18 protein-coding genes are annotated in these 18,261 nt (G+C 70.6%); 3 read left to right on the plus strand and 15 right to left on the minus strand.

Going from position 1 to position 18,261, the window contains the following annotated elements; translation table 11 throughout:
• Window positions 1-21: 21 nt before the first annotated feature.
• Complete coding sequence (locus tag P1V51_03225) at window positions 22-384, minus strand: NifB/NifX family molybdenum-iron cluster-binding protein (protein MDF1562024.1); 363 nt, start codon at window positions 382-384, stop codon at window positions 22-24.
• 117 nt (window positions 385-501) lie between these two features.
• Between P1V51_03225 and P1V51_03230 the strand changes: the two genes are divergently transcribed.
• Complete coding sequence (locus tag P1V51_03230) at window positions 502-3,321, plus strand: hypothetical protein (GenBank protein MDF1562025.1); 2,820 nt, start codon at window positions 502-504, stop codon at window positions 3,319-3,321.
• A gap of 19 nt (window positions 3,322-3,340) precedes the next feature.
• On the opposite strand, the gene P1V51_03235 is transcribed toward P1V51_03230, so the two are convergent.
• The 14 genes from P1V51_03235 to P1V51_03300 all read right to left on the minus strand — a co-directional run bounded on the left by P1V51_03235 (window position 3,341) and on the right by P1V51_03300 (window position 16,551).
• Window positions 3,341-4,483, minus strand: a complete 1,143-nt coding sequence (locus P1V51_03235; GenBank protein ID MDF1562026.1) for a hypothetical protein — start codon at window positions 4,481-4,483, stop codon at window positions 3,341-3,343.
• Between the two features lie 2 nt (window positions 4,484-4,485).
• A complete protein-coding gene (locus P1V51_03240; GenBank protein ID MDF1562027.1) occupies window positions 4,486-6,867 on the minus strand; it encodes an adenylate/guanylate cyclase domain-containing protein in 2,382 nt (793 codons plus the stop codon).
• A 63-nt stretch (window positions 6,868-6,930) separates the two neighbouring features.
• Complete coding sequence (locus P1V51_03245; protein ID MDF1562028.1) at window positions 6,931-8,790, minus strand: rhomboid family intramembrane serine protease; 1,860 nt, start codon at window positions 8,788-8,790, stop codon at window positions 6,931-6,933.
• 9 nt (window positions 8,791-8,799) lie between these two features.
• Complete coding sequence (locus P1V51_03250) at window positions 8,800-10,611, minus strand: Na(+)/H(+) antiporter subunit D (protein MDF1562029.1); 1,812 nt, start codon at window positions 10,609-10,611, stop codon at window positions 8,800-8,802.
• Window positions 10,604-10,906 carry a hypothetical protein gene (locus P1V51_03255; protein MDF1562030.1) on the minus strand — a complete coding sequence of 101 codons (303 nt, stop codon included), beginning with the start codon at window positions 10,904-10,906 and terminating at the stop codon, window positions 10,604-10,606. Before P1V51_03255 ends, P1V51_03250 begins: the two co-directional genes overlap by 8 nt.
• On the minus strand, window positions 10,903-12,399 hold the full coding sequence (locus P1V51_03260) for a monovalent cation/H+ antiporter subunit D family protein (protein MDF1562031.1): 1,497 nt from the start codon (window positions 12,397-12,399) through the stop codon (window positions 10,903-10,905). Before P1V51_03260 ends, P1V51_03255 begins: the two co-directional genes overlap by 4 nt.
• Before the next feature lie 3 nt (window positions 12,400-12,402).
• The gene (locus tag P1V51_03265) at window positions 12,403-13,932 is read right to left on the minus strand and encodes a monovalent cation/H+ antiporter subunit D family protein (GenBank protein MDF1562032.1); all 1,530 of its coding nucleotides are present in this window, start codon (window positions 13,930-13,932) and stop codon (window positions 12,403-12,405) included.
• Window positions 13,929-14,297 (minus strand): cation:proton antiporter subunit C, encoded by a 369-nt coding sequence (locus P1V51_03270; GenBank protein MDF1562033.1) that lies wholly within the window; start codon window positions 14,295-14,297, stop codon window positions 13,929-13,931. Before P1V51_03270 ends, P1V51_03265 begins: the two co-directional genes overlap by 4 nt.
• A gap of 6 nt (window positions 14,298-14,303) precedes the next feature.
• The gene (locus P1V51_03275; protein ID MDF1562034.1) at window positions 14,304-14,768 is read right to left on the minus strand and encodes an MnhB domain-containing protein; all 465 of its coding nucleotides are present in this window, start codon (window positions 14,766-14,768) and stop codon (window positions 14,304-14,306) included.
• Window positions 14,765-15,049, minus strand: coding sequence for a hypothetical protein (locus P1V51_03280; protein ID MDF1562035.1), 285 nt, complete (start codon window positions 15,047-15,049; stop codon window positions 14,765-14,767). Before P1V51_03280 ends, P1V51_03275 begins: the two co-directional genes overlap by 4 nt.
• Window positions 15,046-15,291 carry a DUF4040 domain-containing protein gene (locus P1V51_03285; GenBank protein MDF1562036.1) on the minus strand — a complete coding sequence of 82 codons (246 nt, stop codon included), beginning with the start codon at window positions 15,289-15,291 and terminating at the stop codon, window positions 15,046-15,048. Before P1V51_03285 ends, P1V51_03280 begins: the two co-directional genes overlap by 4 nt.
• Window positions 15,288-15,665: a monovalent cation/H(+) antiporter subunit G gene (gene mnhG / locus P1V51_03290; GenBank protein ID MDF1562037.1), complete on the minus strand. Its 378-nt coding sequence runs from the start codon at window positions 15,663-15,665 to the stop codon at window positions 15,288-15,290. Before mnhG ends, P1V51_03285 begins: the two co-directional genes overlap by 4 nt.
• Window positions 15,666-15,676: 11 nt before the next feature.
• Window positions 15,677-15,970, minus strand: a complete 294-nt coding sequence (locus P1V51_03295) for a monovalent cation/H+ antiporter complex subunit F (protein ID MDF1562038.1) — start codon at window positions 15,968-15,970, stop codon at window positions 15,677-15,679.
• Window positions 15,970-16,551: a Na+/H+ antiporter subunit E gene (locus tag P1V51_03300; GenBank protein MDF1562039.1), complete on the minus strand. Its 582-nt coding sequence runs from the start codon at window positions 16,549-16,551 to the stop codon at window positions 15,970-15,972. The genes P1V51_03295 and P1V51_03300 overlap by 1 nt, the downstream gene beginning before the upstream one ends.
• 251 nt (window positions 16,552-16,802) lie before the next feature.
• On the opposite strand from P1V51_03300, the gene P1V51_03305 reads away from it, so the two are divergent.
• The gene (locus P1V51_03305) at window positions 16,803-17,249 is read left to right on the plus strand and encodes an NfeD family protein (GenBank protein ID MDF1562040.1); all 447 of its coding nucleotides are present in this window, start codon (window positions 16,803-16,805) and stop codon (window positions 17,247-17,249) included.
• A gap of 55 nt (window positions 17,250-17,304) precedes the next feature.
• Window positions 17,305-18,237, plus strand: coding sequence for a paraslipin (locus P1V51_03310; protein ID MDF1562041.1), 933 nt, complete (start codon window positions 17,305-17,307; stop codon window positions 18,235-18,237).
• Window positions 18,238-18,261 lie beyond the last annotated feature (24 nt).

Genomic DNA, 18,261 nt, shown 5'->3' on the forward strand with positions numbered 1-18,261 from the left:
CGACGGGCGGGCGCCCGGCCTCTAGTGGCTGCAGTCGCAGCCCTCGCCGGCGCCGCCGGCCACCGCGGCGGGTAGCTCTCCGGCCAGGTAGCGGCGCAGGGCCTCGGTGGGATCCTGCAGATCGGTGATCACCGCCCGCACGCCCGCGCGCTCGCAGCGCCGGATCAGGCCGGAGCCCATGCCGCCGGTGATGAGCACGTCGACGCTCTCGAGCAGCCTCGTGGCGCCCTCTCCGCGCTCGTGGAGGGTGTCGTCGGCCGCCAGCTCGAGCGTCGGCAGCGCTTCCACCGCGTCGCCCTCGGCCTCGAAGAGGAGGAAGCTCCGGCAGCGGCCGGCGTGTCCGGTGACGAGGGTCCCCTGATTGCTGGTGATGGCGATGCGCATGTGTTCTCCCCTGTTCTCTCGGTCGTCAGAGCCAGCAGGTAGCCTATTCGATTCGCGGCAGGAGTGGCGAAGGTGGCGTCGGTTGACGCTCACCGCATCGGTGCAGACGTTGGTGGCTTGAATCGCCCTGGTGACAACGCACCAGCCCTCTCGATCCACGTCCTGCGGCTGATCATCTTCCTCTCCGGCGCCCTGGCGCTCGGCTACGAGGCGATTTGGTTCCGGATGCTCTCCCACACCGTGGGGTCCGCTCTGCTGGCCTCCACGGCGGTGACGGCGATGTTCATGCTCGGGAGCGCGGTCGGCAGCGTCGCCGGCGGCTATGGGTGGCTGAGCACCTACCCGAGGCCGCTGCGCCTCTACGGGGCGCTCGAGGGGCTGGTGGCCTTGCTCTGCCTCGTGCTCCCCCTCTACCTCTTCGTGGCCCAGGGGCTCGGGGTCTTCCTCCCGACCATCGCGGCGACCCTGGTCACGACCCTCTACCTGACGATCCCGTCCTTCGTGATGGGGGCGACCTTCCCGGTCTTCGTCCGCGCGGCCACCCTGGCCGGGGGCCTGAAGAACCCGGCCGGCTTCGTCTACCTCTGGAACCTGCTCGGGGCCGCGGTGGGCGTGCTGCTGGGCGGGATGCTGATCGTGCCCCTGCTGGGGATCTGGGCCGGGATGGTCCTCGTGGTGGCCGCGGGGCTCGGCGTCGCGGCCTTCGCCGCCACCCGCCGCCTCGAGGGCTCGACCGAGGAGCCGCAGACCCCGAAGAAGAGCGGGAAGAAGGGGCGGAAGCGGCGGACCGAGGTCGAGCTCCTCCTTCCCTGGGGCGAGCTGGCGGTCGCGATCTTCGTCTTCGCCACCTGCTCCCTCGCCGTCGAGATCGTCGGGATCCGGCTCGTCTTCATGACCGGCGGGACGACCACCCCCTACTTCACGGGGCTGCTCTTCAGCTTCATCGGCCTGACCGCGCTCGGGACGGCCCTCTCGCGGAAGATCAGCGCCAGCGCCTCCGACCGCCGGATCCGCCAGATCCTCTCCCTGGGGCCGGCGCTGCTGGGGGCCGGCGTCGCGGTGATGCTCCTGCTCCACCCGGTCGTCCTCCACCTCTACGCCTCGTGGCTGCGGCCCACGGCGACCATGGCGGAGTACTTCGCCTCGTCTATCCTCTTCTCCTCGATGCTCCTCGCCGTGCCCTGCCTGGCGATGGGGCTCTACCTGCCGCTGGTGATGGGCTACCTGCGACGGGAGGAGCCCGGCGACCGCTCAGCGGGCTGGATGTACGGCGTGTACGGGCTGGGCAACGCGCTCGGCGCGGTGGTGGCGGGCGTGGTCCTGATCCCGGCGCTGGGGCTCTACGGGACGCAGCTCTTCCTCATCGTGGTCTGCATCGTGCTGACCCTGCACCTGGCGCTCCGGGTGGTGCCCCGGCAGGGCGGCCGCCTGGCCGGCCTCGGCGCGGCCGCGCTCCTGGTCGCCTTCCTCACCCTGCACACCCCCTGGCCCGAGCTGCTCCCCCACGTGGGGTCGTTCATCGCTCCCCCCAACGCGTCCAGCGCGGGCCGGCGCGACTTCCTCGAGGGCCGCTTCGAGAACCTGAAACCCCTCTACAGCCGCGAGGGGGCCATGGCCAACGTCGCGGCCTTCGAGGAGCCGACCCCGAACGGCCCACGGCGCTACATGATGATCAACGGGAAGGTCGACGCGGGGAGCGGGACCGATCAGGCCTCCCAGGTGCTGGTCGGGCTCATCCCCATGCTCTACGTGGACGAGCCCGTCGGCCGGGCGATGGTGTTGGGGCTGGGCTCGGGCATGACGGCGGCCGCGATCCGCTCGGCCGGGGCCGCCCGGATCGAGATCGTGGAGCTGCTCCCCGAGGTCGTCGAGGCCGCCCAGGCCAGCTTCGGGGAGTACGTGGACGGCCTCTTCGAGGCGCCGGAGGTAAAGATCACGATCGAGGACGGCCTCTACCGCTTCGCCACCGAGGCCCTGCGCTCGCCGGGCGGCTACACGGTGGTGAACCAGCAGCCGACCAACCTCTGGGTGCGCGGGACCGGCGCCCTCTTCTCCCGGGGGCACTTCGAGAACATGCGGCACCTGCTCGAGCCGGGCGGGGTCGCTGCGGTCTGGTTGGGGACCTACAACGCCGACGAGCGCCTCTTCTGGGACGTGCTGCGGACCCTCCGCGCGGTCTTCCCGCACATCGAGGTCTACGAGACGATCCCGGGGGACGTCCTCTTCGTGGCCGGCACCTCGCCCCTCTCGGTGACCCCGGAGCGCCTCGACCGCCTCTTCGCCCCCGGGAAGGTCGAGGTGCTCCACCGCGCCGGGATCCGGTCCCGCGAGGGGCTGCTCTCCCTGCGCATCCTCTCCCAGGAGGAGGTCGACCCGCGCCTCGAGGAGAACCCCGGGGTGGTCTTCGGCGCCGCCCGACCCCTGGCCGAGTGGCGCACCCTGCGCACCTTCCTGGCCGGGCAGGGGACCGTCATCGAGGAGGGGCGCGAGGAGCGGTGGAAGCGGCCGGAGTTCGTGGAGTGGATCGCTCGCAACACCGGGCGGGAGGAGCTGGACGAGGACGCCTACCGCGCGATCCTGATGGACCAGATCTCCCACAACGGTGCCCACCCCGGGCGCACGCTGCGGCTGGCCGATCACATGATCGAGCAAGATCCCGTGCACGTGATGGATCTCGTCGCGGCCGCCGCCCAGCTGGAGGCCCGCCGCTACGATTCCCGGGCGCTGGCGTTGCTGGAGATGGCCGCGGTCCACGAGGAGCGGGTACGAAGCCCGATCATGCGCCGCTACCTGAACTGCGAGCTGCTGCGCGTCTTGATGAAGAAGCGCGACATGCTCGGGCTGCACGGGGTGCCCGAAGTCCAGGCGCGGATCGACCTCCTGAGCCGGAAGGTCGACGTCAACGCCCGCACCTTCCGGGAGGTCGAGTGCTTCTGACCCGCCTCCGGGCGCCCCCTCAGGGTGTCGGATCGGGCGGGGTGCACTTCAGGTCGTAGATCGCGACCCCCGCGTCGCCCATGGCCAGGGCGACCTGCTCACCCGAGCGATAGATGTCGAGGACCGGGCCCTCGGGCACCTCGCGGATCCACACCACCGGGTTCTCGGGATCGAGGAGGTCCAGGATGGTGAGGCCGCCATCGCTGGCGGCGAAGAGGACCGTGTTGCGGGACATGACGTCCACGTCGACCACCGGGCCTCCCAGATCCATGGAGAGCAGGCGCGCGGGGCCGCCGGAGGCGCCGAGGTCGAAGAGCCCGGCGCCCGCACCGGACTCGGCGACTCCCAGGAGGTTGCCCCGGCGCCGCAGGGCGACGACCCGGCCCTCGGTGCGGATGAGGGGCTCGGGCCGGAGCACCGGGTTCGCGCGGTCCGTGAAGTCGACGACCGCCACGCCGGCGAGGCCGTCGGCGACCAGGATGAGATCGTTCCAGCCGATGGCGTCGAAGGCCCGGCCGCGGGTGTCCACGGTGATCTGCGGCGCCGGCGCGGTCCAGGCGGCGTAGTCCACGAAGTCGAGGCCCTTGGCGTAGGCGAAGGCGATGACCGTGGTGTCGATCATGGCCGAGCCGGTGATCGGGTCGGGTCCCAGGTAGAGGCTCTCGGCGTCGGGGTTCCCGTCCGCGAAGACCTCGAGGCCGGTCTCTCCCTCGGAGACGAGGACGTGACCGTTCAGGGCGCGCAGGGACTTCGCGGGTCCGGTGGTGGGGTAGCGCACCCGCTCGGTGACGGTGGTGGAGGTGGGGTCGATCGAGACCCGGTACTCCCCCACGCCGTCCGGCCCCTCGGCGAGGAGCAGGCGGCCCCAGTGATACTCGAGGGCCTCGATCGGCTGGGCCGGCACGTGGGTGACGATGCGCTCCATCGCCGCCGGCCGGCGGACCAGCACGCAGGCCCCCTCGATGCAGGCGGCCTCGGTGCAGGGATCCCCGTCGTCGAGCTGGCAGTCGTCCTCGACCGTCATCGGCGTGCACTCGATCCCCGCGTCGGTCCCACCGTCACCCTCACCGTCGTCCCGGGGGCAGCCGGGGATCAGGGCGAGGCTGCTGCCGAGCAGGAAGAGGGTGGCCAGGGCGGAGGTGGGCTGGGTGGCGCGCTTCATCGTCAATCCGTGTCGACCCAGGGGACACCCTGGGGCAGGGGCGGATGCTCGTTCTCCAGCCGGGGCGGCTCCTCTTCCAGATCGAGGTCGACGTCGATCTCCGCGTCGGCGGCGGCTGGCGCCTCGGCGGGAGCAGGTGCCTGGGCCCCGGGGGGGGCCGGCGGCGGGCTGGCCGGAGGCAGATCGAAGATGGTGGTCGCCCGCGGGCCCGGAGGGGCAGCGAGGGGCTCCGGAGCAGGCGCCGGGGGGAGCACGGCGGCCTGCGGCGGCGGCACCGGGGCGGCGGGCCGCGGAGGGAGGGGGACCGGCGCGCTCACCACCGTGGGAGGAGGGCTGGCCTCGTACTCGGGGACCGGCACCTCGCCCAGCGAGGGCGCCGGTAGCTCGGGCGCCGCGGTGACCGGCATGCCGAGCTGGGTGGGGGCCGCCGCCGCGTCCTCCTCGTCGGTCGGCGAGGGAGGGGTCGGCGGCGCGGGAGCGGCGGCCGGGGCGGGCGGCCTCATGGCGGGCATGGCCACCGGAGTGAAGGAGCGCGCCACTGGCAGGAAGGGATCGGTGCCGGTCTTGGCGAGGTCGGTGGTGGCCGGGGCGTCGGCGGTGGTCTGCGCCGTCGACCAGAGCACCCGGTGGATGTCGAGGGCTTCGGCCACGCCCTTGAGCGGGGTGGGGGGCAGCTGCTCGGTGGGGAGCTCCTTCCCGGCGGCCCGGAGGGTCTGGGCCGTGGTGAGGATCTGTCCGCCGTGGGCCAGGTCGCAGAGGCGGGCCGCGATGTTCACCGCCGGCCCGATGACCGTGTAGTCCATCCGGCGGCTGCCACCGATCGCGCCGGCGACCACCGTCCCGGAGGCGACGCCGATGCCCAGGCGCAGGGGGGCGTCGCCCAGCTGGAGCCGGGAGGCGCGCTGCATCATCTCCCGGGCCGCCAGCAGGGCGAGGTGGGCGTGCTCGGGCACCGGCAGGGGGGCACCCCAGACCGCCATCACGCAGTCGCCCATGAACTTGTCGACCATCCCCTGCCGCTCGAAGACCGCCTCGGTCATCTCCTCGTAGAAGCCGGTCAGCGCCCGGACGATCGCCTCGGCGCCGAGCTGGCCGGTGGCCCGGGTGAAGCCGCGGATGTCGGCGTAGAGGATGGTGGCCGTGGTGTTGCGGCTCTCCAGCTTCAGGTCGATGCCGCCGGTCACGGCCTGATCGACCAGCTGCGGGGGCAGGAAGCGGGAGAGGTGGGTGCGGGCCTCGGCCTCGCGCTCGACCAGATCCAGCAGGGTGGAGTTCTGGATCACCGCCGAGGCCTGGGCGGCGACGCCGGCCAGCATCTTCCGGTCGTTCTCGTCGAAGGCCGCCGGAGCCGAGAGGCTCTCGAGGTAGAGGATGCCGAGGTTCCCGGTCGGAGTGGCCAGGGGCATCACCATCGCGCTCTTGATCCCCTTGAGCGAGACGCTCTCGGAGGTGGCGCGGCCGTCGAGGCCGATGCCGTTGCGCAGCAGCCCCTCGGGGCTCTGGAGGGCCTCCTCGACCAGGGAGCGGGGGATCTGGGTGTCGGGATCGTCGAAGTGCGAGCGGTGGGCCTTCGTCCCGTCGGAGAGCTCGAGCACCACCGTGTCGCAGGTGAGGAGGTCGAAGACCAGCTCGACGATGGCCTCGAGCTGCGGCCCGAGGCCTCGCAGGACCTGCACCCGCCGGTGGAACTCCTGGGCGATCCGGAAGCGGACGTTCTCCTGGCGCAGGGCCAGGAGGTTCTCGTGCTCGTTCTGGAAGAGCACCCGCGTCTTCTCGCTCTTCTCCTCGGGCCCCGGCTCCTGGGGGGCGCGCTCGGGCGGCGGCCCGGCGCCCGAGGCGGCGAAGTCGTCGAAGGCCTGGGCGTTGGCGTAGTAGTGCTTCTGCTGGGCGGCGGCGACGGCGCTCCAGGTGGCGAGGAAGACGTGGAGCTGCTTGCCTCCCGAGGTCTGGACCGCCTGGCGGAGGCGGGAGAGGCGCTGGCCCGTCAGCGGGACGGCCACGATGCAGGAGAGGGTCTCCTGCTTGGCGTCCCACCAGAGGGGGATGGCGCCCAGTTCCTCGGCCAGGCGGACGGGGAGGCGCTCGAGGCACTCCGGCTCGATGGTCGCCGCGGCCAGCTTCTCGGCCACGACGAAGCGGGTGCGCAGGTGGGTGGCGAAGAAGCGCAGGAGGTTGGTCTCGGTGATCAGACCCCGCTCGAGGAGGACGTCGCAGACGAAGCCACCCCCCCGCTCGTCGAAGGCGGCGGGGACGAGGTCGATGTCGCTCTCACGCAGGACCTGCCCGGTGACCAGGGCGGTCACCAGCTCGACGTCCGGCGCATCGACGCCGCTCAGCTTCGCCGGGGCCGCCGTCTGCGGCGCCAGGGTGGGGGGGCCCTCCATCGCACCCAACAGACTACCTCGAAACCCCCCCGCAACGGTGTGCGCGAGCGCACGTGACCGCGTTCAGGGGAGCGCCGCCGCCCGGTCGTCCGGAGGCCAGTAATAGACGTTCCAGCCCGAATCCGGCGGCTCGCAGGCCTTCGAGCGCAGCAGGCGGGGCTCGAGGCGGGCCTGGCGCGGCCAGCCCCGGTCGCCCAGGGCCGCCTCCCCGGGCGCCCCGACGGGCATCCGGGTCTCCTCCTCGATCCGATCGGGGCCCAGGCAGAGGCGGAGCATCCCCACCGCCCGGGCGCCCTCGAAGACCTCGAACCAGAGCAGCCGCGAGGCGCCGGCGGGCTCGGCGCGCAGGGCGATCCCGTCGTCCCGCGACTCGATCTGGATCTCGCCCAGGTGGATGGCGTCGGGGGGCTCGAGCGCCCGGGTGAAGCGGCCCACCTGGGTGGCATAGTTCCCGGCGTTCGGGTCGCCGAGGGAGGCCTCGACGACGGCGAGCTCCACCCTCGCGGCCTCGGCCGCGTCCCCGAGGCGGTGGAGGCACTGGGCGAGGGTGTCCCGGACGTGGGGGGCGTTCCCCGAGCGCTGGACCGCGATCTGGGCACCGTCCCGGGCCGAGCGGAGCTGCCCCCGGTCCGCGCGCTCGTCGATGCAGATCATCCAGGCCAGGGCGTTCGTCGACTCGGCGTCGACGCTCTCGAGGGCGGCCACCTCGCGCAGCAGCGAGAAGTCCCCCCGCAGGCCGGCGTCGATGGCGGCGGCGGTGCCGGCCAGCCAGAGCGCGACGAGGGAGAGCGCCAGGGCGCGGATCCAGCCGGGGGTCGGGTGGCCCGGCTCGATGGAGCGCGGGCTCCAGGAGAGGAGCGCGGCGGCGAGGGCGCCCGCGAGGAAGCCACCCAGGTGCGCCGCCCAGTCGATGATGGGCACCAGGAGCGGGGGCACGATGCTCACGATGGCCAGGAACCACCAGGAGAACTTCCTGATCCGGAAGCCGGCCGGGATGGTGCGTGGGTGCCGGAGGCTCAGGACGGCGTAGGCGCCGATGATTCCGTAGATGCAGCCGGAGGAGCCCACCGAGAAGCGCTCGGTGAAGAAGTAGGCGGAGAGCGACGCGCCCGCCAGGCCGGCCACCAGGTAGGCGACCACGAAGCGCCAGGTCCCCATCACCCGCTCGGCCATGTTGCCGAGCATGTAGAAGAAGAAGACGTTCAGGCCGTAGTGCCAGAAGGGGCCGTGGAGCAGGTTGGCGGTGATGAGCCGGTAGTACTCCCCCCCGCGGACCAGCAGCCCGTGCCCGGCGCCCATCCGCAGGAAGACGGTGGCGTGATCGACACCGTCGACGAGGAGCTGGAAGGCGTAGACCACCGTCAGCAGGATCACGAGGGACATCGTGGCCCGGGTGGGCCGGGCGATGGTCGCGCGCATCCGGTCGCTCTCGATGGCGAGGGTGGCCAGGATGGCGGGGCCGTCCGGGTGGGAGTGGAGGCGCTCGCGCAGCAGCTCCCCGAAGCGAGGAAGATCGGTGGGCGTGGCGAAGTCCCGCAGGCGGAAGAAGAAGGTCCGGTGAGCGGACTCGATGATGAGGAAGCCCTCGGGCGGGGCGAAGCGCAGATCCACCGTCCGAAGGTCCCGGAAGGGGACCTTCATCGAGCGGCGGGAGTCGGCCTTGATGGGCAGCTCCACCTCCTCGGCGCCCAGGGCGATGAAGGGGGGGGTCCGGGGCAGGCGCAGCAGGCGCAGCGCGAGGATCGAGCCGCCGACCGTCAGGAAGGCGCCCAGGCTGATCACCGTGTGGGCGAGATCCTCCAGGAGGCTCCCGGTGGAGAAGCTGCCAGAGATCGCGCTGATGACCAGCGCCGCGGCCATCAGCGCGATGACGATGCCCCGGGTCCAGAAGGGGGGCTTCCGCAGCTGGAAGCGCTCGGTCATCCGCAGATTCTAGGACCCGGCGAAGAGGAAGGCCGCCAGCAATCCGAAGACGGCCAGGATCACCCAGAGGGCGTTGCCCACCGGGAAGCGGTAGCGGTTCTCGGTGTAGAGGCCGTCGTCCTCCTTGACCGGTTCGGGCAGGAGGATGCCCCGGCCGAAGAGCCGCTCGGAGCCCCGCAGGGGGTTCTGGAGGAAGGTGATCCCGGCCCGGGCGAGGGAGGCCATCCACTCGCCGATCCCCCCCTGCGCCGCGAAGAGGCCGCGGGAGAGGGCCAGCACCGGCCGCGGCAGGAGCTTGCGATAGATCCAGTCGGTGTCCATCGAGACCGTCGCCTCGCCGTGGAGCTTGTCGAAGAGCAGCCAGAAGGAGAGGGCGGTGCCCACCAGCAGCTGGATCGACTGCATCAGGTGGTGGGTGGTGTAGGGGTGGTACTCGGTGCCGAAGGGGAGGATCCGGTAGAGCACCTCGTACCCGAAGGCGTGGCTGCCGAAGGAGGGCAGCCCGAAGAAGGTGCAGAGCGTGGCTCCGATCCCCATGGCCACGTACATGTTCTTCGGCAGGGGGCGGATCACCTCGTGCTTGCGGTCGGTGGGCGAGATGAAGGTGAACCAGAGCAGCTTCAGGCCGGTGTGGAGGAAGGTGCCGACGCTGGCCAGGGTGAGCCCCAGCTCGGCCCAGCCCCAGCCGCCCTGGGCCGCCGCCGTGATGACGATGGACTTCGAGATGAAGCCGTTGAAGAGCGGGACGCCGGAGATGGAGGCCGCGCCGACGGCGTAGAGGCCGAGCACCCAGGGCATGCTCTTGTGGAGGCCGCCGAGCTCGGTGAGCTTCTCCTTGCCGGTGGCGTAGACCACCGCGCCGGCGCCCATGAAGAGCAGGGACTTGTAGAGGATGTGGCTGAAGGCGTGGGCGCTGCCGCCATCGAGGGCCATCTTCGTCCCCATCCCCGCGGCGGCGACCATGTAACCGACCTGCGAGATGATGTGGTACGCGAGCAGGCGCCGGATGTTGTTCTCCAGCACCGCGTAGACCACGCCGTAGAGGGCCATGATCACGCCGCCGTAGAGCAGGATCTCCCAGCCCGGGAAGAGGGCGATGAGGGCGAAGACCGAGGTCTTGGTGGTGAAGGCCGAGAGGAAGACCGAGCCGGTGACCGAGCCCTCGCCGTAGGCGTCGGGGAGCCAGGCGCCCAGGGGCGGGATGGCGGCGTTGATGGCGACCCCGAAGAGGATCAGCCAGGCGGCGATCCCGCTGCCCGGCGGGAGGGCCACGATGGCCGTGCCGTGGCCCGCGGCGATCCAGCCGACGACCCCCATCAGGAGGACCGAGCCGCCGAGGCCGTGTACGGCGAGGTAGCGCAGGCCCGCGCGCCGGGCCTCCGGCGTCCCCCGGCCGAAGACCAGGAGGGAGGAGGAGAGGGCCATCATCTCCCAGAAGAGGACGAAGGCCACGAGGTCCCCGGAGAAGGTCACGCCCAGGGCGCCGCCGGCGTAGACCCAGGCCGCCGAGTTCTGGGCCGGGTCCTCCACGTGGAGGGCGTAGACGCTGCCGATGAGCGCCATGAGGGCGAAGATGGTGCCGAAGAGGAGGCGCAGCGCGTCGACGTGGAGGAGGTCCAGCGTGTAGCCCATCCACTCCAGGTCGACCGACCCGGGTGCGGCGGCGTGGAAGGAGAGGACCTGCGCGAGGATCAGCGCCGGGACGAGGAGCTGGACGACCTTCCGCGCGGTGCCGGAGAGCACCGCGAGGAGGGGGGCCGCGGCGATGAGCCACACGCCAGGAGGCAGGAGCTCCCGGAGGGCACCGAGGACCTCACTCATGGGGCTCCCCCTCTCCTGCGTCTTCCTCGTCCGGTGGGTCCTCGCCGTAGTAGCCCTCGGGCCTCTGCAGCCAGGCGTGGCCCAGCCACTTGCTGCCGTAGACGATCACCGCGCAGCCGCCGAAGCCCATCAGGAGGAACCAGACGTCCTTGAGCACCGGGGTCGTGTTCCACCAGTGGGTCACCCACTCCGGATCGTCGAGGTGGTGATCGTGCACCCCGGCGTGCAGGCCGATGGCCACCGCGAGCACCAGGGCGGCGCCGAGGAGGAGCCCCTTCTTGAGGCCCGGGCTCATCCGCCACCTCCCAGGAGGAGGAAGTTCGCCATCACCTGCCGGGCGAAGCTCCAGAAGTGGGGGCCCAGATCCGGGGCGATCCCCAGCAGCAGGCAGGCCGCCGCGGTGAAGGCCGGGGGTCCCACCAGGAGCAGGGGCGCCTCGTCGTACTTCGGGTAGCGCTCGCTCGTGCGGAAGAACGCGTCGAAGATGATCGGGAAGAAGTAGAGGATGTTCAGCAGGGCGCTGGTGACCAGCACCGCGAGGAAGATCCACTGATCCGCCTCGATGGCCCCGCCGGCCAGCCACCACTTCGAGACGAAGCCGGGGAGGGGCGGGATGCCGGCCAGGCCCACCGCGCCCACGGCGAAGGCCCCCATCGTCAGGGGCATGGCCTTGCCGATGCCCCTCAGGTCGCGGATCTCGGTGACGTGGCAGTGGGCGTAGATGGCGCCGGCGCAGAAGAAGAGGGTGATCTTCATGAAGGCGTGGCCGGCGATGTGCATCGTCGCCCCGAACATGCTGGTGGGCGTGAGGAGGGCCGCGCCGAGGACGATGTAGGAGAGCTGGGAGATCGTGGAGTAGGCCAGCCGCCGCTTGAGGTTCTGCTGGGTCAGGGCGATCACCGAGGCGGTCACGATCGTGAAGCCGGCGAGGGTGGCCAGGGGGAGGGCGACGCCCAGCTCCTTCAGGGTCTCGGGGCCGAAGACGTAGCCGACCACCCGGAGGGTGCCGAAGACCCCGGCCTTCACCACCGCCACCGCGTGCAGCAGGGCGCTGACCGGGGTGGGGGCGATCATCGCCGCCGGCAGCCAGGCGTGCAGCGGCATGATGCCCGCCTTCACCCCGACCCCGAGCATGAAGAGGACGAAGAGGATGGTCAGGGTGGTGGGGCTCGCGACCTTCGTGGAGAGGAAGCCCCCGGCCACGAAGGGCTCACCGCCGACCAGGCTCTGGGACCAGCCCACGGCCAGGAGGAGGCAGAGGCCCGCCGAGAGGGTGTAGGCGAGGTACTTGCGGCCGACCTTCAGGGCCTCCTCGGTGCGCTTGTGCACCACCAGGGGGTAGGTCGAGATCGTCAGGACCTCGTAGAAGATGAAGAAGGTCAGCGGGTTGCCGGCGAAGGCCAGGCCGGTGGCCGCGCCGACGCACATGGCGAAGGCCGCGAAGTAGCCGGTCTGGTGGGGCGCCTCCACGGCGCGCATGTAGCCGATGGAGTAGAAGCTGGTGACCACCCAGAGGATGGAGGAGACGCAGGCGAAGACCATCCCCAGCGGGTCGGTCCGCAGCACCAGGTCGAAGCCCGAGGCCAGGGGCAGCAGGACGACCTCGAAGGTCCCGCCCTCGAGCACCTCCGGGACCATGGAGAGGACCAGGGACGCCTGGAGGAAGGCCGCCCCGAGGGTCCAGCCCTCGCGCAGGTTGGGGCGGCGGCCCGAGAGCAGGATCAGCACCGCCGCGAGGGGGGTGATGGCCAGGATCAGGGCCGGGCGGAGTTGCCAGAGGGTGTCCATGGATCAGGGAAGGATCAGCCCCAGGGCCGGGCGGACGATGGGGCCGATGACGTGCTCGACGATGGGGAAGGAGCCGAGGCCGAGGATCAGGATGGCGAGGGTGGCGACGCCCACCGGCAAGAGCATCGTGCCGGGCAGGGGCTTGATCTTGCTGACCCAGGCCTCGGTGGGCGTGGGGTCCACGCGCTCCTTGAAGAAGGCTCGCTCGAGGATCCGGAAGAAGTAGATCGCGTTGAGCAGGGAGCTGGCGAGGATGATGATCACGAAGGGCCAGCGCCCCCCCTCGACCGCGCCGAGGACCAGGTACCACTTCGAGAAGAAGCCGGCGGTCGGCGGGATACCCACCATCGAGAGGGAGGCCACGCCGAAGGCGGCCATGGTGAAGGGCAGGTGGCGGCCGAGGCCGTCGAAGCGGCGGATGTCCCGGTGGCCCAGGCGGGTGACGATGGCGCCGGTGACCATGAAGAGCGCGCACTTCATGACCGCGTGGTTGATCATGTGGAGCACGCCGCCGGTCAGGCCGTCGTCGTTGGCCAGGGAGAAGCCCAGGAGCACGTAGCCGATCTGGGAGACGCTGGAGTAGGCCAGCATCCGCTTCAGATCCGTCTGGGCGATGGCCAGCAGGGAGCCGATGATGATCGCCAGCGCGGAGAGCCAGCCCATCAGGTCGAGGACCGCGGAGTAGTCGCCGGCCGGGCCCACCCGGTAGAGGGTGTAGAGCACCCGGAAGATGCCGTAGGCGCCCATCTTGATGCCCACCGCGCCCATCAGGGCGGTGGTCACGTTGGGCGAGTAGGCGTAGGCGTCGGGGAGCCAGGCGTGGAGCGGGAAGAGGGCGGCCTTGATGCCGAAGCCGGTCACCAGGAAGGCCAGGGCCACGAGCAGGGCGCGCTGGGCCTCCGGGCCCTCGAGGAGGGCCACCTGCCGGGCGACGTCGACGAAGTTCAGGGAGCCGGTGAGGCCGTAGAGGTAGGCGAGGCCGAGCAGGTAGAAGGCCGCGCCCAGGGTCCCGATGATGACGTAGCGGAAGGCCGCGAAGGGGGCCTCGGGGTCGCCCACCGCCACCAGGGCGTAGCCGGTGAGGGCGATGACCTCCAGGAAGACGTAGAGGTTGAAGAGGTCCCCGGTCATCACGAAGCCGCTCATCCCCATCGTGAAGAGGAGGTAGAGCGAATAGAAGAAGTGGGCGCGGGACTTGAGCCGCTCCGGCAGGCCGCGGTGCGAGAAGAGCAGCACCAGCCAGGAGAGGAGGTTCACCAGCAGGACCATCACCGCCGAGAGGTTGTCGACCCGCAGCTCGATGCCCCAGGGGGGAGGCCAGCCCCCGAGGTGATGGGAGAGGGCGCCCTCGCCCGCCTCGGTGAGGGCGAAGACCAGATGCGCCGTGCGCAGGGAGGCGGCCACCGCGAGGGTGGAGAAGAGCAGGGCGGTCGGGAGCACCGCCCGCGCCGAGAGGCGGCGGACCAGGGGGAGCGCCAGCGCGCCGACGAAGAGCGCGACGATGATCCACAGGGGTGCGGCCGGCTGGATCACCGCAGCTTCTCCAGGATCTCGTCTTCCTCGAGGGTGCCGTGGCGGCGGTGGATCCGGATGAGGAGGGCCAGGGCCACTCCGGTGGTCGCCACGCCCACCACGATGGCGGTGAGCATCAGGGCCTGCGGCAGGGGGTTGGCGTAGGCGTCGAGCTCCGGGCCGATCGACTCCTCGAGCACCGGCAGGATGCCGCCCTTCTTGGGGGAGAAGGTCAGGTAGAAGAGGATCACCCCCACCTGGAGGATGTTCATCCCCATGAGCTTCTTCAGGAGGTTGCGCTTGGCCATCATCCCGTAGACGCCCACCAACATCAGGACCGAGATGATCCAGTAGTTGTAGCTGGCGAAGATGCGCTCGAAGTCCATGGCTCTCTAGAGGCCGCCCCGGCTGCGGGCGACGAGATCGTCGAAGAGGATGACCATCACGCCCATCACCGCGAGGGTGACGCCGACCTCGATCCCGATGGTGCCGAGGGCGCGGGCGGCGGCGACGTGCTCACCGTGGGGCATGCCCGGGATGCCCGAGACCGCGGCGTAGTCGAGGAAGGCCGTGCCCGGGGGCAGGAGGAGGCCGAGGATGCCGATGGCCAGGTAGAGGGAGACCCCCAGGATGGCGAGGTGGGTGGCCCGGCGGGTGGTCAGGCCCTTGAGGCCGTCCGGGTAGCCCTCGGTGATGCGGAAGATCAGGAAGCTGCCGGCGAGGGTGGCGCCGGCCTGGAAGCCGCCGCCCGGGCTGTAGTGGCCGTGGAAGAGCACGTAGAGGGCGTAGAGCTGCAGCAGCGGCGCCTGCACCCGGCCCGCCAGGCTCACGACCACCGAGTCGTAGCGGCCCATCATGGGTCACGCTCCCGGTGCTCGGGCCAGAGGATCAGCGCCACCGCCAGGCCGGCGATGAGGATCACCGAGGTCTCGAAGAGGGTGTCGAAGCCCCGGTAGTCGGCGAGCACGGCGGTCACCATGTTCTTGGCGTGGGTCTCGTCGTAGGCCTTCTCGATGTAGCGGGGCGAGACCCGCTGCATGGTGACGGCCTCCGGATCGCCGAAGTCGGGCAGCGCCGGCGCGCTGTAGGCGAGGAGGCCGCCGGCGAAGGCCAGGGCGAGGAAGGCGCTCCACTTCATTCTCGGCTCTCCCTTCCGGTGCGGAAGAGGGCTGCGAAGAAGACCACCGCCGAGACCGCCGCGCCGATCATCGCCTCGGTGAAGGCCACGTCCACCGCGGCCATGGCCGCGTAGACGATGCAGGAGAAGAAGGAGAAGCCCGCGAAGACGATGGTCGCCGCCGCGAGATCCTTCAGGGAGAGGGCCGTGACCGCGAGGATCACCAGGATCGGCAGGAGCAGGGCGTCGAGGAGCAGGCTCATGCCTCGCCCTCCTCTTCCTCGCGATCCTCCTGCCGCAGCCGGCGCCTCCTCGCCCGGCGCTCCTCGGCCTGCTTCAGGGTCATGGTGCCCTTGCGGGTCCACATGGGGAGCCCGGCCTTGCAGGCGGCCCGCGCCAGGGCGTGGGTGGCGGTCGGGTTGGCCAGCAGGATGAAGCCCTCGACCAGGAGGATCTTCAGGGCCAGGAGGGTGGGGCCGGCCAGGACGGCGAGGCCGGTGAGGATCAGGGCGGCCCCCAGGGTGTCCGCCTTCCCCGCGGGGTGGAGGCGCATGTAGAAGTCGGGCAGGCGCACCAGCCCGAAGCCTCCCACGAAGAGGAAGAAGAGGCCGAGGCCCAGGAAGAGCGTGGCGATCATCTCCCAGACGCTCAAGGCTCGCGCTCCGGGTTGTGGCCCCCCTGCCAGACCGAGGACTCGAGGTACTTGGCCGTCACCAGGGTGCCGATGATCAGCGCCAGGCCGTAGCCCAGCGAGATGTCGATGTACATGTCCGCCTGATCGGAGAGGAAGCCCATCAGGACCAGCAGGACGATGGTCTTGGTGCCCAGGGTGCCGGCGCCGAGCGCCCGGTCGAAGGCGGTGGGGCCCCGCACCACCCGGTAGAGGGGCAGGAAGAGGAGGGCCGCCAGGATCAGGGCGGCGCCGTGGAGGACGGTGTCCATCACCGGTCCTCCTTCCGGCGCCGGGGCGGCGCCTCGGCCTCGAGCCGGGCGATGGCCGCGGCGGCCTCCTTGCCGATCTCCCGCCCGAAGGCGGCCTTCACCCGCCGGCCCATCGTGCCGCTCTCGATGTCGAGGGCCACCGGGACGTCGATGCTGTGCACGATGAAGCGCTCGTCGACCACGTCGATGGTCACGGTTCCAGGGGTGAGGGTGATCGAGTTGGCGAGGACCACCTGGGCCAGCTCGGACTTCAGATCCGGGCCGACGTTGGTGATCTGGGGATCCCAGCCCGCGCGCGGCCCGAGGACCAGCTTGAGCACGTAGAGGTTCGCCTTGATGATCTCCACGAAGAGCCAGGGAAGATAGAGGGCCACGTGGTGCCAGCGGATGAAGGTCAGGTAGAAGCCCGGCCCCCCGATGCCGTCGGCCGAGCGCAGGTGCCTGGCCGAGAGCAGGGTCACGCCGGCAGCGCAGATGGCCCCCATGATGAGGTGGGTGGCGTCGAGCATCCCGGAGAGGATCACCCAGAAGGTGAACAGTCCCCCGAAGATGATCAGGTGGTGACGTAGGCGTCGTTTCATCGAGCTCGAGCTCCCTCGCCCTGCGCGACCGCCGGGCGAGGCCAATCAGCTATAGCACGAGGTCCAAGGTCGAGGTTCGAGCTCGTTTGGACGCAGTGCGGCAAGCATGACGCCAGGCGTCAGAGGGACCAGATTGGGGGTGTCGGTCCTTCGCTTGACACGAAGGCACACCATCGATACGCCGCCACCTGAACAGGGGGTTCGTCATCTCTCCGGAAACCATCACGTGGATCTGGCTCATCGCGGGTGGGGTGCTCGCAGTCTCCGAGATCTGGGTGCCGGGAGGGGTGGTCATCTTCCTGGGCAGCGCGGGCATGGCCGTCGCGGGGCTCCGCGCCCTCGGGCTGATCGAGAGCCTGCCGGTCTCGATCGGCGCGTGGCTGGCGCTCTCGGTGGCCTCGGTGGTGGGGCTGCGCGGCCTGGTGAAGCGCTTCTTCCCGGCGGAGAGCTACTTCCAGTCCACCGACGAGGACGTGGAGGCCTACGGCACGGTCGTGGAGACGATCGCCGAGGTGAGCGAGAGCAGCGACGAGGGACGCATCCGCTTCGGCGGCACCACCTGGGCGGCCCGCTCCGTCCGGGGGGTCCTCCCCGCGGGGACGCCCTGCCGGATCGTGCACCGGGACAACCTGGTCTGGGTGGTGGAGCCCATCAGCGAGCCCCTGCTCGCGGGCTCCTCCACTGACGAAGAGAAGTAACCACGGCACCACTTCTGGTGCCGCGGCCTCGAATCGAGAAAGGGGTCTCCCTCCCATGTGGACAACCTTGACGATCACCCTGGTCATCCTCGGGTTCATCGGATTCAAGACGCTCAAGGTCGTTCCGATGCGCGAGGCCTTCGTGAAGGAGCGCTTCGGGAAGTTCACCGGTGTCCTGCGGCCGGGGCTGCACATCCTCGTCCCCTTCATGGACAAGGTCGCCTACCGCCACGAGATGCGGGAGCAGGTCCTCGACATCCCGGCGCAGAGCTGCATCACGCGGGACAACATCCAGGTCGAGGTGGACGGCCTCGTCTACCTGAAGGTGATGGACCCGGCCAAGGCGAGCTACGGCATCGAGAACTACCGCCGCGCCAGCGTGAACCTGGCCCAGACGACGATGCGCGCCGAGATCGGCAAGCTCACCCTCGACAACACCTTCTCCGAGCGCGAGGCGGTGAACGAGCGGATCGTGCAGGAGATCGACAAGGCCTCGGACCCCTGGGGCGTGAAGGTGCTGCGCTACGAGATCCGTAACATCACGCCCAGCTACCACGTCATCGAGACCCTCGAGAAGCAGATGGAGGCCGAGCGGCACAAGCGGGCGAAGATCACCTCCGCCACCGCCGAGAAGGAGTCCCTCACCGCCATCTCCGAGGGCACCCGCCAGGAGGCGATCAACCTCTCCGAGGGTGACCGGCAGCGGCGGATCAACGAGGCGAAGGGGCGGGCCGAGGAGATCAAGCTCCTGGCGCACGCCACCGCGGAGGGCATCCGCCGGGTGGCCGAGGCCATCCAGAAGCCCGGCGGCGACGTCGCCCTGAAGATGCGGCTGGTCGAGCGCTTCATCGAGGAGCTCGGCGCGGTGATGAAGGAGAGCGACGTCACGGTGGTCCCCGCCGAGCTCGCCAACATCAAGGGCTTCTTCGAGGGGCTCACCCGGGTCAGCACCCAGATCGGAGACGGAGGGTCCTCCGCCGGCCGCTAGAGGCCGGTCCGCGGACACCTCCCT

The sequence above is a fragment of the Deltaproteobacteria bacterium genome (genome assembly GCA_029210625.1).
In the GTDB taxonomy this organism is placed as follows: domain Bacteria; phylum Myxococcota; class Myxococcia; order SLRQ01; family SLRQ01; genus JARGFU01.